We start from the raw sequence: 12741 nt of genomic DNA, 5'->3' as shown, positions 1-12741 counted from the left end.
GCCGGTTCGCCTGGGTTTCGGTGCCCCGAAATGTTCATCCGTTTCTCGTCGCACGTGGATTCGTGTACTTTGTCAGCACGTCTCACGGGTACCGGATGTCCTCCATAGGACGAACGAATTTCGGCATTCCGAAGTCATTGTTCGATGACCGTACTAGGTACGTACTCGAAACCTGGTACTCAAAGGAGACTATATATATGACATGGTGATAAAGGAGGTGCGGGAGCAGCGGAACATGGCGAAGTCCCAGGCACCGTGCGACGGACCCGGCTGTGCCGGGCTGATGGCGATCAGCCTGATCGGCTCGGAGCTCAAGCTCAGCGTCCTGCACAGCCTGATGGGAGGTCCGAGACGCTTCAACGAGCTGCGGACGTCCTCCGGGATTTGCCAGAGTTCCCTCGCCAAGACCCTCAAGGAACTCGAGGAGGCAGGCATCATGGAACGCCGGGTGATCCTGGAACGGCCCGTGGCGGTGGAGTACCACCTCACGGCGATGGGGCAGGATCTCTCCGATGCGCTACGTGGCTTGGAGCGTTGGGCGAATCGATGGGTCACGGCCGACCACTCCCGCAAGGTGATCGCATGAGCAACTTCCGATCGATGGACTTGAAAGACGACCCCGCCAGCCGGAGCCCGAAGCCCCGCGAGGAGCGGCAGGTCCGGGACACGGCGCGCTGCCCGAACTGCGGCAGCCTAGCCATCTACGTCGACCCGATCCGCGGCGAGCGGGTCTGTGACAACTGCGGATTCGTCCTGGACGAAGGCATGGTCGACCAGGGACCGGACTGGACCACGTTCGAAGGCGACGACCGGATCCGCGCGGGTCCGCCGCCGTCCGTCATGGCGCCCGACAAGGGCCTCGGCAGCATGGTCGGCAACGGTCTCCGGGACGCGAAGGGGAACCCGATCGACGCCCGGTCCGTCGCCGCGTTGAACCGCCTACGGCGCGTGAGCCAGTGGACCCGGTACGACCGCACGGAGCGCGCCCTGGCACCCGGTCTCGCGCAGCTGTCCAGCCTGTCCAGCCGACTCGGTCTCGCCCCCGTGTTCCGCGAGCGGGCTGCCATCCTGCTCCGCCAGACGATCGAGGCAGGGCTGTCCCGCGGGCGCTCCATGGACGCGATCGTCGCGTCCGTCGTCTACCTGGCCTCCAAGCAGCTCGGCGCCCCGCGTGGGCTCCACGAGCTCGCCCAGGCCACGGGCGTCACCGTGCACCGGATCAGCCTCACCGCGAAGGTCGTGAGCCGGGAGCTCGGGGTCTTCGCCCGCGCGAGCCGCGCCGAGGACTTCGTGCCCCGATTCGCGTCCCAGCTCGAGCTGGCCCCTCAGGTCGGCGAGCGCGCCCTGAGTCTCGTTGGCCAGGTCAAAGACGCGAAGCTCCTGGAGGCGAACTCCCCTGTGGGCATCGCGGCGGGTGCGCTGTACCTCGCGTCCGAGGAGCTCGAGGTGCCCGTGACCCAGGCCCAGATCGCGCGCCTCACGGGAGTGTCCGAGGTCACGATTCGCAAGCACTACCGCTTACTTAAAGAGGCGATTGAGGGTTCTCCCCCAACGCCGGAGGCAGCTTGATCGCCGGGATCTGCGCAACCTGCGGACTCCCTAAGGAACTGTGCGTCTGCGAGGATCTGGGTCGCGAGACGACCCTCCTCACGGTGGACCTCGACACCCGCCGCTACGGCAAGGCCGTGACGGTCGTGCGGGGTCTCGAATCCCGTCCCGATGAGGCGGAGAAGCTGGCGCGTGAGCTCAAGAAAGGACTCGCGACCGGCGGCTCCGGGAAGGACGGCGTCATCGTTCTGCAGGGAGACCGCCGCAAGGACGTACTCCGCCTGTTGCAACAGAAGGGCTACACGGTCCGCTGAGTCCCCACGGGAGCACGCCTTAATTAGGCGCGGGACATTGGCTCCCCCGTCCCAGGGTGGACCATGAAGGCCGTCCTCCTCCCGCGCTACGGCGCCCCCGACGTCCTGGAGTACACCGAGGATCGTCCCGAGCCCGTGCCGGGGCCCGACGAGGTCCTCGTCCATGTGCACGCCGCATCGATCAACCACCTGGACCTCACCGTGCGGAAGGGCATCCCCACGCTGAACCTCGTCCTGCCGCACATCCTGGGCGCGGACCTGGCCGGCGAGGTCGCCCAGCTCGGCTCCGACGTGGCGGGCTTGGAGCTGGGCGACCGCGTGGTCGCCAATCCCGGGCTGACCTGCGGCCACTGCGAGTTCTGCGTGGCGGGAGACGATTCCCTCTGTCCCGAGTACCGCATCCTGGGGGAGCACCTGCCCGGGACGTACGCGGAGTACATCGCGGTCCCGGCCAAGAACCTCCTGCCCATCCCCGTGGACATGGACTGGATCCCTGCGGCGGCCGCGCCGCTCGTGTTCATGACCGCGTGGCGCCTCCTGGTGACCCGGGCCCGGATCCGGCCCGGGGAGGATGTGCTCATCCTAGGCGCGGGCTCCGGCGTGTCCACCGCCGCCATCCAGATTGCGAAGCTCGCGGGCTGCACGGTGTACACGACGAGCTCGAGCGATGCGAAGCTCCAGCGGGCCAAGGAGATCGGCGCGGACGTGGTCGTTAACTACACGGCGATGCCTTGGAGCAAGGCGATCTGGGAACTCACGGGCAAGCGTGGCGTCGACGTCGTCCTGGACCACGTGGGCGAGGCGACGTTCAAGGACAGCCTCCGTTCCCTCAGGAAGGGAGGACGGCTCGTGGTGCCCGGTGCGACCACAGGCCCGATGCCCCAGATCGACCTTCGCTACCTGTTCTGGCGGCAGCTCTCCGTCCTTGGGTCCACGATGGCGAACCGGCGGGAGTTCGAGGAGGTCATGAAGCTCGTCTTCATGGGCCGCCTCAAGCCCGTCGTGGACCGCGTCTTCCCCCTCAAGGAGGCCGCGCAGGCGCACGCCTACCTGGAGCGCGGGGAGCAGTTCGGGAAGGTCGTCCTCCGCGTGCCGTAGGCCGACGGATCAGGACTTGGCCCGCCGCTTCCCCGGGGAGCCGATCTTGGCCCGTATCTTCTCCAGGAGTTCACGCGTCTCCGGGAAGTGCTTGGCCTTGTCGAGGGAGAACAGCACGTCCCCATCGACCGCCACGTCGTAGATGCCGTGGTCCCCCGGGATCAGCCGCAGCGCCGAGAGCCCTTGGCCGAACTCCCTGAGAATGGCGTCCGCGTCCTGGATCGCCTTGAACTGGTAGCGGCAGGGAACGCAGTAGGTGATTGTGACCTCGCTCATGGGCGGAAAAACCAGGCCGCCCTCCGATAAAAACCTGCTTCAGGCCGGAGCCGGTGCATCGGAGGACGGGAGGCGCGGCGCGCCCTTGCAGGCGACCGGCGTGTGTGCCGGCCGCGGACGCAGGACCCGGAATCGCGACGCCAGACTGCGGTGGGGAGCCTTGCGGACCGCCCGGCCCACCGCGGCGAGGAACCAGGCGACGTCCTCGTGGCCGTACTCGAGGCGGGCGTACTCCGCCAGAATCGGGTTCATTCGCAGGCGCGGGTCCCCATCGACTCGGATTGCGTACATGTTCTGTACCTCGGGAGGACGAAGGACGGCGGGAACGAACGTCTTTGACCCGCCAAGGACGGCCGTCATACGACGGCACCATTGATATACGCCGCCGCCCCCTTTCGTCCCTCATGAGCCTCTGGGAAGTCTCGTTCCGCACGCAGTACGACTACCCGTTCATCGAGATGTCCGGGCGGCATCCGGGCATCCCGATCTCCATGTGGTGCATCTGGGGCCGGGAGCTCCTCCAGGTCCCGACGCAGGACGAACGCGAGCTCGCAGCGATCGAGAAGGAGATCGGCAAGGCGGGCCGGGTCATCGACAAGTGGATCGAGGCCCAGGAGGCCCGGATCTTCATGCTCCGGTGCACGTGCGACACGTTGAAGAACAGCCCTTGGAACGTGTGGGAGCCGCACCAGATGGTCGACGCTCCCCCCGCGGTCTTCCAGGACGGCTGGGGCTACTTCCGCGTCCTCAGCTTCGAGGAGGAGCGATCGAGGGACCTGTTCCGGGACCTGAACAAGCTTGGGCCCACGGAGCTGATCCGGAAGCGGGAAATCCCACTGAGCTTCCTGCCCACGAGCATCTGGGTGAACAGCCTCTTCGCGGACCTCACGGGCAAGCAGATCGACGCGATTCTGAAGGCCCACCGGTACGGGTACTACAACAGTCCGCGCGAGGTGACCACGGAGAACATCGCCCGAAGCCTCGGCGTGAGCCGCTCCACGTACGAGGAGCATCTCCGGAAGGCGGAGAACCGGATGATGGCGTCCATCATCCCGTACCTCCAGCTCTTCGCGGCTGCGGAGAAGAGACCCGAGCCCGTCATCGAGAAGGCGCCGCCCGCACCGCGGGCCTCCCAAGCGATGGAGACGTAGGCGCCGTCACGTGGAGGGCGGGGGAGCCGGGGGCTGCGCGGGCGGCTTGGCCGCGGGCGCCGGCGTGGCGGGAGCCAGGGGCGGCAGCGGCGCCGGGCTCGTCTGGCCGATGACCTTGCCGCGGACCACGGCAGCCTTGTCGATGTACATCCGCCCGCCCTCGTTGACCGCGTCCCCGAGGACGAGTCCGTAGATCTCGAGGTCGCCGCCGACCGCCTTGCAGCTCTTCGTGACGAGCCCCTTGAGGACCGCCTTTCCCTTGAGCTCCGCGAGCAGGTTTCCCGAAACCATGCCCGTGACGTCGCAGATGCTGTTCTCCCGGACGAACAGGTCCCCTCGGACCAGGCCCGTCATCTGGGTGCTCCGGGGACCGATGACGACCACGGAACCTTCGAACCGCTCATCGAGGGTCCCGCCGCGGAAGATGCGCACGCCCATGTGGCTCGCCTTGGGCCCAGCCAAGGCCCCGATTTTACTTCAAGATTTCGACGGGCCGGGTGTCGGGGGCGAACGGGGTCCCAACCGAAGGCTTTTGGCCGCCTCTCCTATCGGGAGGCGTGGCCGTCGCGGAGCGCCCACGGACAATTGAGGACGACATCGCCCTCCTCGAGATGACGCTCACCTCGGTTGTGACGGTCGAAACGAGCCCCGAGGTCGCGAGGCTGATCGACGCGCTCCGGCGTCGATGCGAGGAGATCCGATCCCGTGGCGATCCCGCGGCCGCCCAGCAAGTTCGCGCCCTCGCCGAGGGTCTCTCCCTGGACCAAGCCGGCGACGTGGCGCGCGCGTTCTCCTTCCAGCTGCTCCTCCTGAACCTTGCGGAGGACATCAACCGCGTCCGTCGCCTCCGAGACGCCGAAGCGGGGAACGTGGCCGCGCCGCAGTCCCTGGAGGATTCCGTGCGGCGCCTCAAGGACGCAGGCCTCGATCGCGAGGCGGTGATGTGGCTCCTCGCGTCGCTGGACGTACGCCTCGTGTTCACCGCGCATCCCACGGAACCCAAGCGAAGGACCGTGCTGGAGCGGCTGCGGCGCATCCAGGGACTGCTGTCCCGTCTGGACCGCGAGCGCCTCCTGCCCGCGGAGTCCGAGGGCGTTCACCGCGACCTGCGGCGAGAGATCACGGGCCTCTGGCACAGCGATGAGCTTCGCTTCCGCCAGCCCAGGGTGGTCGACGAGGTTCGGATGGGGCTCTTCTACTTCGACCACGTGGTTGTGGACCTGGTCCCTGAGTTCTACGCGAGGCTGACCCGTGCCCTCGACCGCGTGTACGGTCCCAACCGCGTGCGTCCTCCGAGCTTCCTGTTCTTCGGCTCGTGGCGGGGCACGGACATGGACGGCAACCCGAACGTGACGCCGGCCTCCATGCAAGAGGCCGCGCGGACCCAGCGGCTCTTCCTCCTCAGTCGCTACCAGGTGCGGTGCCGCGAGCTCATCGACATCCTCACGGAGAGCGCCCGGTACGTTCCCGCGTCGCCCGCCCTCGTGGCCTCCCTGGCCCGCGACCGCAAGGAGCACCCACGGACCGCCCGGGAGATCCGGCAGGTGAACCGCGACGAGCACCACCGGGCCAAGATCACGTTCGTGGGCCACAAGATCGCCTCGGTCCTTACGCGCCCCGCCGACGGATACAGGTCGCCCGAGGAGCTCCTTGAAGACCTGCGACTCCTCCAGTCTTCCCTGAGGATGAACGGCGCGCCGGAGGAGGCGGACGGGCCGCTGGAGGACTTCATCCGCCAGGTGGAGACGTTCGGCTTCCACCTGGCCTCCCTCGACCTGCGACTGAACTCGAGGGACGTCGGGACCGCGGTCGCGCAGATTCTTGCGGTGTCGGGGCAGGCGGAGGGGTACGGTCGCCTGACCGAGGAGGCGCGCATCGCGCTCCTGACCCGGCTGCTGCAGTCCCGGTTCCGCCCGAAGGCGCTTGGGGCTTCCGGGGACGCGGCCCGCGTCGTCGACGCGCTTCGAACCCTGGGCGAGATCCAGCAGGTATACGGCGAAGCCATGATGCACACGGTCGTCCTGAGCATGGCCCAGCAACCCAGCGACGTCCTGGGCTTCCTCCTGGTCGCGAAGGTGCTCCGCCTCCTAGACCTCAAGGAAGGCTACAGCCGCATCGACGTCTCGCCTCTCTTCGAGATGATCGCCGCGCTTCGGACGTGCGGTGCGACCATGGGGCGGCTGTACGCGAACCCTGCCTACCGGACGCACCTGCGCTCCCGCCGGATGCGCCAGGAGGTCATGGTCGGCTACAGCGACAGCATGAAGGACGGGGGCATCTTCGCGTCGCGGTGGCATCTCTTCCGGGCGCAGCGCGATCTTGCGGCTCGGAGCGAAGCGGCGGGTGTCACCTTGACCGTCTTCCACGGCCGAGGCGGCTCGATCAGCCGCGGCGGCGTCCCCATGCACGACGCGATGCGGGCCCTGCCCTCCGAGGTCGCGACGGGCCGCATCAAGGTCACGGAGCAGGGGGAGGTCCTCACACAGAAGTACTTCCACTTCCCGGTCGCTGTGCGCGAGACGGAGCAGTTCGTCAGCGGTCTGCTCCTGGCCGTCGCGGCCCCGCGCCTGGAGCCTGCGCGAGTGTGGATGGAGTCCATGGAGGGGATGGCGCGTGGGGGGGAGAAGGCCTATCGCGACCTCGTGTACGGCGACCCTGGGCTCCCGGTCTACTTCGAGCACGCGACGCCCATCCACGAGATCGCGGAGCTCAACATCAGCTCGCGGCCGTCGAGCCGCAAGGGCACCCTTCACATCGAGGACCTCCGTGCGATTCCCTGGGTCTTTGCCTGGATGCAGAACCGGACAATCCTGCCCGGCTGGTACTCCGTGGGTTCCGCCCTCGAGTCGGAGGCGGATGCGACACTCTTGACGACCATGCACCGGGAGTGGCCGTTCTTCACCGGGGTGCTCGACGCCGCCCGGATGGTCCTGGGGAAGACGGACCTCACCCTCGCGAGCCGCTATGCGGATCTCGTGCCGGACAAGGCCGTGCGGGCGCGGGTTTTCAACCAGATTGTCGAGGAGCATGGCCGGAGCGTGCAACACACGCTCGAGATTGCGGGCGTGCGGCAGGTGCTCGACGCGGACCCCGTGTTGAAGGCCGTCGTCGCGAGGCGGGATCGCTACTTGGACCCGCTGAACTACGTCCAGGCGGAGCTGCTCGACCGCAAGCGCAGACGGGGAGGCCGGGACCCCGAGTTGCTTCGGGCGATCCTCCTCACGGTGAACGGGATTTCCCACGGGTTGCGGAACACGGGATGAGGCTCACTCGCGGGCTTGGAGCCACTTCTCGGCGTCGAGCGCGGCCATGCAACCGAAGCCCGCCGCCGTGACCGCTTGGCGGTATCGGTGATCGTGCACGTCCCCGGCCGCGAACACGCCGTCCACACTTGTCGACGTCTGGTAGCCGTCGTGGGGTCGGAGGACCACGTAGTCCATGTCGAGGTCGACCTGACCCTTGAAGACCTCGGTGGCCGGAGCGTGGCCGATGGCCAGGAACAGCCCTTGGGCCTTGAGATCGGTCGTGGCTCCCGTCTTCAGATTCTTCATGCGGACCGCGTCGACCTTGGTCTCGCCGAGCACGTCCACGACCTCGGAGTCCCAGACGACTCTGACGTTGGGCCTCTTGAGGAGCCGTTCTTGCATGATCTTGCTTGCGCGGAACTCGTGCCGTCGGTGGACCACGGTCACGGTCTTGCAGAGCTTGGACAGGTAAAGCGCTTCCTCCATCGCGGTGTCGCCCCCGCCGACCACGACGACGTCCAGATTTCGAAAGAAAAATGCATCGCAAGTCGCACACGCGCTCACGCCACGACCCTTGAGGCGCTGCTCGTTCGGTAGGTTCAGGTACTTCGCGTTCGCACCGGTTGCGAGGATCACGACCCGGCCTTGGTACTCCTTGTCCTCGATCCACACCTTGAAGGGGCGACCCCTGAAGTCCACCCGGGTGACGTTGTCGTCGATGACCTCCGCCTGGAAGCGCTCGGCCTGCTTCCGCCAGAGGTTCATGAGATCCGGTCCCTGAACGCCCTCCGGGAAGCCCGGGTAGTTCTCGACCTCGGTCGTCGTCGTCAGCTGACCGCCGGCGACCTGCCCGGCGATTACCACGGTCTTGAGATTCGCTCGCGTCGCGTAGATCGCGGCGGTGAGCCCCGACGGGCCCGAACCGATGATGATCACATCGTACGGAGGCATCGGGGAAAACGAACGGCTCGCTCGTGTATAAGTGTTTACTCGGGGCCGTCGGAAGGACTACGGATGGTCGCCCTAGCTTCATATCCGGGTTCCGCCATGAGAGCGGTCCTCGGCCATGGACGACCTGAACCGGCTCCTCGCGTTGCTGCCCACCACGGACCACAAGCGTGCGGTCCCGCTGTTCGACAAGGTAATCCAGGACCTCGGCAGCGCAGGACCCGTTCTCCAGGAACTCGTCTACGTGGCCTCCAACCACGACGATCCGCAGCTCCACACGCCCCACGGGCTGCTCACCCTGGACGCGGGTCGGGAGCTGCTGCAGCTGACCCGGCCGCCCGGCGGCCTCGGCCTCCTCCGCTTCCTCTTCCTGTACAACTTCACACTGCAACGCCGGGCCTTCGACGCGTCCGTGGCCCGCGCCATGGCGAACTCCGTCCCGACCGCGACCCCGGGGGAACTGGCGGGCGCGTACCGCAAGGCCGTCGGGGGCGGTCTCGGAGATCAGGCCGCGAGCGTCCTCGGCCGCCTGGCCGCGGACCACGGTCTCGAGGCGGCGAGCCATCTCGCGCTCCGAACCGCCCTGGACGACCTGGGGCGTCTCGGCCACAACCTGGTGACCGCGATGGCCTACGTGACCACGGCCGAAGTCGTGGGACCGAACAGGCACCTGGTCCCGCTCATGAACCTCGCGCGCCTCCAGGCCTTCGCGCTACAGGACGTCCCAGTGTCCTCGGTCCCCCAGCGAGGGGATGCCGGCGACGAGGAGGCGAGCGTCGTCGAGCTCGAGGCCTTCGTCGTGGACGGTGCGTTCGACCGGGTGGAGGGGGCGCTTCAAGCCCTCGCGTTCGCGGGCCACGCCGACGAGGCCTACCGGCCGCTGCTCGTCGCGGCGAGCGCGGATCCGGGGTTCCTGGGCCACTCCCTGAGTCTCGTCCACGCGGCGCGTCTCGCATCGCGCTTCCTGACGCCCTCCGAGAACACCTGGCTGTCGTGGAGGCTCTACCGCACGCTCACGGCCCGATTCGGCTATCCGGAGTTCCTCCGGCTCAGCGAATCCCTGTCCCTGGACCGGTCGTCCCTGCTGCCTGCCCTTGAGTCCAGCCTTCAGAACAAATCGCCGCCCGTCGAGCGCACCCTGCGCCAGGCGCTGGAAAACGGCGTGTCGTTGGACGAACTCCTCGCGACGGTCGTCAACTTCTACGGGAACTGGACGGTAGGCGAGAAGGAGCACACGATCAGCTACCTCAATGCCGCCCTCCAGACCGCGAAGTTCCTCGGGCGCGACGACGCGCTGCTCCCGCTCACGATCGCGCTCGGGAAGCTGCCGTTCTGACCGCGTGTGGCCTCAGCCTTTCTTGGCGATTTCCCGCCTCGTCTTGTCGACGAATTGCTCGGTCTCCGTCGATCCCTCCATGGCGAGGGTCGAGGACGTCCCACCGCTGAGGACGCTCGCAATCTCGTCGAAGTAGCCCGTCCCCACGAAGGCCTGGTGCTCGACGGCGGTGTATCCTTCGTCCTTCGCGGCGAACTCTTCCTGCTGGAGTTCCGTGTACGCGGTCATCCCCGAGTTCCGGTAGTCGCGCGCAAGGCGGAACATGGCCAAGTTCATCGAGTGGAATCCCGCGAGGGTCACGAACTGGAAGCGGTAGCCCATGTCTGCGAGTTCCTCCTGGAAGCGCGCGATCTGGACCGGCTCGAGCTTCTTCCTCCAGTTGAAGGAGGCGGAGCAGTTGTACGCGAGCATCTTGTCGGGGAACTTCGCGTGCAAGCCGTCCGCGAAGGCCCGTGCCTCGTCGAGGTCGGGGCTCGCGGTCTCGCACCAGACGAGATCCGCGTACGGTGCGTAGCTGATGCCTCGGGCGATGGCGGCATTGAGACCGCCCCTCAGCGCGTGGAATCCCTCAGCGGTCCGCTCCGTCCCGAGGAATTCCTGGTCCCGCGGGTCCACGTCGCTCGTGATCAGCTTGGCGCCGTTCGCGTCCGTCCGGGCGATGACGATGGAGGGCACGCCCTCCATGTCCGCGGCAAGGCGCGCGGCGACGAGCTTCTGGATGAACTCCCGGGTGGGCACGAGGACCTTGCCCCCGAGATGGCCGCACTTCTTCGCGCTCGCGAGCTGATCCTCGAAGTGGGCCGCTGCCGCGCCCGCATCGATCAGGGCCTTCATGAGCTCGAACGCGTTCAGCGGGCCGCCGAAGCCCGCCTCGGCGTCCGCGATAATCGGGGCGAACCAGTCGACGTCGTGTCGGCCCGCCATCCTCTGCTTCTGGTCTTCCCGGCGGAGCGCGTTGTTCAGGCGCCGCACCACGTTCGGCACGGAATCCGCAGGATAGAGGCTCTGGTCCGGGTACGTCTGGCCCGCGTCGTTCGCGTCCGCGGCGACCTGCCAGCCACTAAGATAGATCGCCTTGAGGCCCGCTTGGACCTGCTGGACCGCCTGACCGCCGGTCATGGATCCGAGCGCCGCGACGAAGGGCTCCGAGTGCAGGAGCTGCCAGAGTCGTTCGGCTCCTCGCTCCGCGAGCGTGTGGGCGACTCGGACCGATCCCCGCAGACGCACCACGTCCTCCGCGGTGTAGGGGCGCAGGATCCCAGCCCAGCGTTCACCGGTCTTCCAGCCCTGCTCCAGCGCGCGTGCCTCACTCATGCGTCTCGCCTCCGATTCGCGAAGCCGGGCGTCCCACGAAGTCGTCCCGGGGCACGATGTCGGCGCCAGCCGCACCGCGTACCCATCGAGCATCCCCCATGTTCACACCCAGCCGCGCAGCCCCACAGAAACGCGAGGCCGCGCTCATCCGGCAAGCACCACCGAGGTCCCGTAGCGCGTCGCAGAACGGAGTCCCGCCGGTGCGGGTGAGGTGGACCTCGGCATGTTGTCGAGTTCTGGATGTTTTCGGTTTACTTAAAAGTTAGCACGCAACCTGCACACGAGCCGCTTTCGGTTCGACGTGCGGCATCGTTGGCGAAATGACGGAGCCTTCATGGCTCACGGATGTCTCGGCTAGCGTAATGCGAACCGAAACGCCCTACACGTTGCTCTTCGACAAGGATTGCCGGATCTGCTCGGTCGCCGCGCACGCGCTCCACCTGCTGGATGTCCGCAGGTCCCTCGAGATCCAACCCATTCAGGACGCGGAGCGCTTGCTCGCCGCGGTGCCTGCAGCCACGTGGTTCGACGGCGCGCACGTCGTGGCCCCGGACGGGTCCGTGACGTCCGGGCCGGAAGCCATGCCGTCCATCGTGGCCGCGCTGTTCGCAGGACCTGGCATGGAGCGACGGCTCCGGCGCTCACACACTTCCATGACCATTCTACGAGGCGCATACGGACTCATGACGGAGGTGCGGGGACGGCTGAGCTGCGCCGGGGTCGCACCCGCTTCGGCGGGACGTATCCCGGAATGAGCGACCGGAGCGTCCTCAGGTTGCGCCGGTATCCCGCATCGTCCCCGGGGAACTCGAGGCATCCCGGCAGCTGGGCGAATCGGGTGTCGTTGACCAGGTGACGAAAGCCCTCCAGACCGATCTTACCCTTCCCGATGTTCTCGTGACGGTCCGCGTGGGAGTTCAGGTCTCCCTTGGAGTCATTCAGGTGGAACGCCCGAACGCGGGGAAGGCCGACCGTGGTCTCGAGGCTCCGAACGAGGTCCGCATACCCCTCGGGGGAGCGGAAGTCGTACCCTGCGGCGAAGGCGTGGCAGGTGTCCACGCACGCACCGAGGCGCTCCGGGCGCGAGGAAGCGGACATGACCGCCGCGATCTGGTCGAAGGTCGCGCCGATGGTGCTCCCACCGCCTGCCGTGTTCTCGAGGACCGCGAAGACCGAGGGCGCGTCCGCGTGCTCGAAGCACCAATCGAGGCTCTCGGCGATCGTGCGAATCCCGAAACGCTCGCCCTTGCCCAGGTGGGCCCCCGGGTGAAAGATAACGTCCGAGACGCCCAGCTGTTGGGCGCGGTCCAACTCGTCCACGAAGGCCGATCGGGAAAGCTTCAGGAGGGGCTTCTTCGGCGAGGCGAGGTTGATCAGGTAGTTCGCATGGATCATAGCGCGGACGATCCCGTGAGCCCGGAGGTTCGCCTGGAATGCCCCCGTCTCCTCGTGCGTCAGAGGTTTCAGGTTTCGAAGCATCCGCGGGCTTCGGGAGAAGATCTGGATGGCCT

14 protein-coding genes are annotated in these 12741 nt (G+C 67.3%); 7 read left to right on the top strand and 7 right to left on the bottom strand.

What is annotated here, in order from left to right; translation table 11 throughout:
* Positions 1 to 202: 202 nt before the first annotated feature.
* The 4 genes from VEY12_12035 (at position 203) to VEY12_12020 (ending at position 2960) form a co-directional block, all read left to right on the top strand.
* A complete protein-coding gene (locus VEY12_12035; protein ID HYM40847.1) occupies positions 203 to 586 on the top strand; it encodes a helix-turn-helix domain-containing protein in 384 nt (127 codons plus the stop codon).
* The gene (locus VEY12_12030; GenBank protein ID HYM40846.1) at positions 583 to 1569 is read left to right on the top strand and encodes a transcription initiation factor IIB family protein; all 987 of its coding nucleotides are present in this window, start codon (positions 583 to 585) and stop codon (positions 1567 to 1569) included. The genes VEY12_12035 and VEY12_12030 overlap by 4 nt, the downstream gene beginning before the upstream one ends.
* The gene (gene yciH, locus VEY12_12025) at positions 1566 to 1862 is read left to right on the top strand and encodes a stress response translation initiation inhibitor YciH (protein HYM40845.1); all 297 of its coding nucleotides are present in this window, start codon (positions 1566 to 1568) and stop codon (positions 1860 to 1862) included. The genes VEY12_12030 and yciH overlap by 4 nt, the downstream gene beginning before the upstream one ends.
* 63 nt (positions 1863 to 1925) lie before the next feature.
* Complete coding sequence (locus VEY12_12020) at positions 1926 to 2960, top strand: zinc-binding dehydrogenase (GenBank protein HYM40844.1); 1035 nt, start codon at positions 1926 to 1928, stop codon at positions 2958 to 2960.
* A gap of 9 nt (positions 2961 to 2969) precedes the next feature.
* On the opposite strand, the gene VEY12_12015 is transcribed toward VEY12_12020, so the two are convergent.
* Positions 2970 to 3236 carry an Rdx family protein gene (locus tag VEY12_12015; GenBank protein HYM40843.1) on the bottom strand — a complete coding sequence of 89 codons (267 nt, stop codon included), beginning with the start codon at positions 3234 to 3236 and terminating at the stop codon, positions 2970 to 2972.
* A 39-nt stretch (positions 3237 to 3275) separates the two neighbouring features.
* Complete coding sequence (locus VEY12_12010) at positions 3276 to 3527, bottom strand: hypothetical protein (GenBank protein ID HYM40842.1); 252 nt, start codon at positions 3525 to 3527, stop codon at positions 3276 to 3278.
* A gap of 113 nt (positions 3528 to 3640) precedes the next feature.
* Between VEY12_12010 and VEY12_12005 the strand changes: the two genes are divergently transcribed.
* Positions 3641 to 4387 (top strand): helix-turn-helix domain-containing protein, encoded by a 747-nt coding sequence (locus VEY12_12005; GenBank protein HYM40841.1) that lies wholly within the window; start codon positions 3641 to 3643, stop codon positions 4385 to 4387.
* Positions 4388 to 4393: 6 nt separating this feature from the next.
* On the opposite strand, the gene VEY12_12000 is transcribed toward VEY12_12005, so the two are convergent.
* Positions 4394 to 4849 carry a hypothetical protein gene (locus VEY12_12000; protein ID HYM40840.1) on the bottom strand — a complete coding sequence of 152 codons (456 nt, stop codon included), beginning with the start codon at positions 4847 to 4849 and terminating at the stop codon, positions 4394 to 4396.
* Between the two features lie 95 nt (positions 4850 to 4944).
* Here VEY12_12000 and ppc point away from each other — a divergent pair, with 95 nt between their 5' ends.
* Positions 4945 to 7650: a phosphoenolpyruvate carboxylase gene (ppc, locus tag VEY12_11995; GenBank protein ID HYM40839.1), complete on the top strand. Its 2706-nt coding sequence runs from the start codon at positions 4945 to 4947 to the stop codon at positions 7648 to 7650.
* A gap of 3 nt (positions 7651 to 7653) precedes the next feature.
* On the opposite strand, the gene trxB is transcribed toward ppc, so the two are convergent.
* Positions 7654 to 8583, bottom strand: coding sequence for a thioredoxin-disulfide reductase (gene trxB / locus VEY12_11990; GenBank protein ID HYM40838.1), 930 nt, complete (start codon positions 8581 to 8583; stop codon positions 7654 to 7656).
* 115 nt (positions 8584 to 8698) lie between these two features.
* On the opposite strand from trxB, the gene VEY12_11985 reads away from it, so the two are divergent.
* Entirely contained in the window at positions 8699 to 9916 is a 1218-nt protein-coding gene (locus VEY12_11985; GenBank protein ID HYM40837.1) for a hypothetical protein, read from the top strand.
* A gap of 12 nt (positions 9917 to 9928) precedes the next feature.
* Here the strand turns inward: VEY12_11985 and aceA are convergent, their stop codons facing one another.
* The 3 genes from aceA to VEY12_11970 all read right to left on the bottom strand — a co-directional run.
* The gene (aceA, locus tag VEY12_11980; protein HYM40836.1) at positions 9929 to 11230 is read right to left on the bottom strand and encodes an isocitrate lyase; all 1302 of its coding nucleotides are present in this window, start codon (positions 11228 to 11230) and stop codon (positions 9929 to 9931) included.
* Between the two features lie 478 nt (positions 11231 to 11708).
* Positions 11709 to 11852, bottom strand: coding sequence for a hypothetical protein (locus VEY12_11975; GenBank protein ID HYM40835.1), 144 nt, complete (start codon positions 11850 to 11852; stop codon positions 11709 to 11711).
* Between the two features lie 59 nt (positions 11853 to 11911).
* Positions 11912 to 12741 (bottom strand): deoxyribonuclease IV (locus VEY12_11970; GenBank protein HYM40834.1); only part of this gene is annotated, 830 nt, incomplete at its 5' end.

The sequence above is a fragment of the Thermoplasmata archaeon genome (genome assembly GCA_035632695.1).
Taxonomy (GTDB): domain Archaea; phylum Thermoplasmatota; class Thermoplasmata; order RBG-16-68-12; family RBG-16-68-12; genus RBG-16-68-12.
The sequence above is the reverse complement of the archived record's forward strand: the minus strand, read 5'-3'. Positions and strand labels throughout refer to the sequence as shown.

Bases quoted from the DNA above. Each gene is read 5' to 3' on its own strand.
- VEY12_12035 (HYM40847.1), top strand. From the start codon at position 203: ATGGTGATAAAGGAGGTGCGGGAGCAGCGGAACATGGCGAAGTCCCAG.
- VEY12_12030 (HYM40846.1), top strand. From the start codon at position 583: ATGAGCAACTTCCGATCGATGGACTTGAAAGACGACCCCGCCAGCCGG.
- VEY12_12020 (HYM40844.1), top strand. From the start codon at position 1,926: ATGAAGGCCGTCCTCCTCCCGCGCTACGGCGCCCCCGACGTCCTGGAG.
- VEY12_12015 (HYM40843.1), bottom strand. From the start codon at position 3,236: ATGAGCGAGGTCACAATCACCTACTGCGTTCCCTGCCGCTACCAGTTC.
- VEY12_12010 (HYM40842.1), bottom strand. From the start codon at position 3,527: ATGTACGCAATCCGAGTCGATGGGGACCCGCGCCTGCGAATGAACCCG.
- VEY12_12005 (HYM40841.1), top strand. From the start codon at position 3,641: ATGAGCCTCTGGGAAGTCTCGTTCCGCACGCAGTACGACTACCCGTTC.
- trxB (HYM40838.1), bottom strand. From the start codon at position 8,583: ATGCCTCCGTACGATGTGATCATCATCGGTTCGGGCCCGTCGGGGCTC.
- VEY12_11985 (HYM40837.1), top strand. From the start codon at position 8,699: ATGGACGACCTGAACCGGCTCCTCGCGTTGCTGCCCACCACGGACCAC.
- aceA (HYM40836.1), bottom strand. From the start codon at position 11,230: ATGAGTGAGGCACGCGCGCTGGAGCAGGGCTGGAAGACCGGTGAACGC.
- VEY12_11975 (HYM40835.1), bottom strand. From the start codon at position 11,852: ATGCCAGGTCCTGCGAACAGCGCGGCCACGATGGACGGCATGGCTTCC.